Genomic DNA, 658 nt, shown 5'->3' with positions numbered 1-658 from the left:
TTCGATGCGCTCTTGCGTGCGCGGATCAGGAGCCGTTCCAGATGCGCCATGTCGTTATGCGCGAAGCGGATCGCCTTGAGGCTGATGCTCGCGGCCGTGAGCGCAATGCCGTCGTAAAGGCTGGCGTGGTTGTATTCGTCGTACAACAGCACGTCATCGTCGCGCAGCAGGGTCGTAACCCAGCCGAGGTTGGCCTGATAGCCCGAGCCATACAGCAGCGTATCGTCACTGCCCTTCCAGGCCGACAGGCGCTCCTCCAGTTCCTTGTGAAGCCGCGTCGTTCCGCCCAGCAGGGGCGGCCCGCCCACGCCGGCCCCGAACGTCTCCATCGCCTCGCGAATCCGCGCGAGCACGTGCGGATGCGTCGTCAGCCCGAGATAATTGTTCGAGCCGAACATGATCATCTCTTTGGTCGCGCCATCGATTCCCCGTACCTGAACACGGTTCGTTATCGCGGACACGATCTCCCGGCCGTAGTGCGCAAGCCCCCTGGCGCGCGACTCACGGAAATACTCCGAGAAGGGTGCGACCCGTCCTTTCAGCGTGGGCGCTTCAGTCCGGAAAAACTCAGATAACGAAAAATTCTCTCCGTTGTTCGTAGAAGGGACAGATTCGAGATCTGTCACCGGCAAATCAGATGACATTACGTATTCCTTAC

1 protein-coding gene is annotated in these 658 nt (G+C 60.2%); it reads right to left on the bottom strand.

Translation table 11 applies throughout. The features are described 5' to 3' along the window. On the bottom strand, positions 1-644 hold a 644-nt coding region (locus U5782_RS41315), incomplete at its 3' end, for an aminotransferase class I/II-fold pyridoxal phosphate-dependent enzyme (RefSeq protein WP_322049631.1). Positions 645-658: the final 14 nt, after the last annotated feature.

It is taken from the genome of Paraburkholderia sp. J67, from assembly GCF_905220265.1.
Lineage (GTDB): Bacteria > Pseudomonadota > Gammaproteobacteria > Burkholderiales > Burkholderiaceae > Paraburkholderia.
Note: the sequence above shows the minus strand (reverse complement) of the source record. Positions and strands in the feature narration are given on the sequence as shown.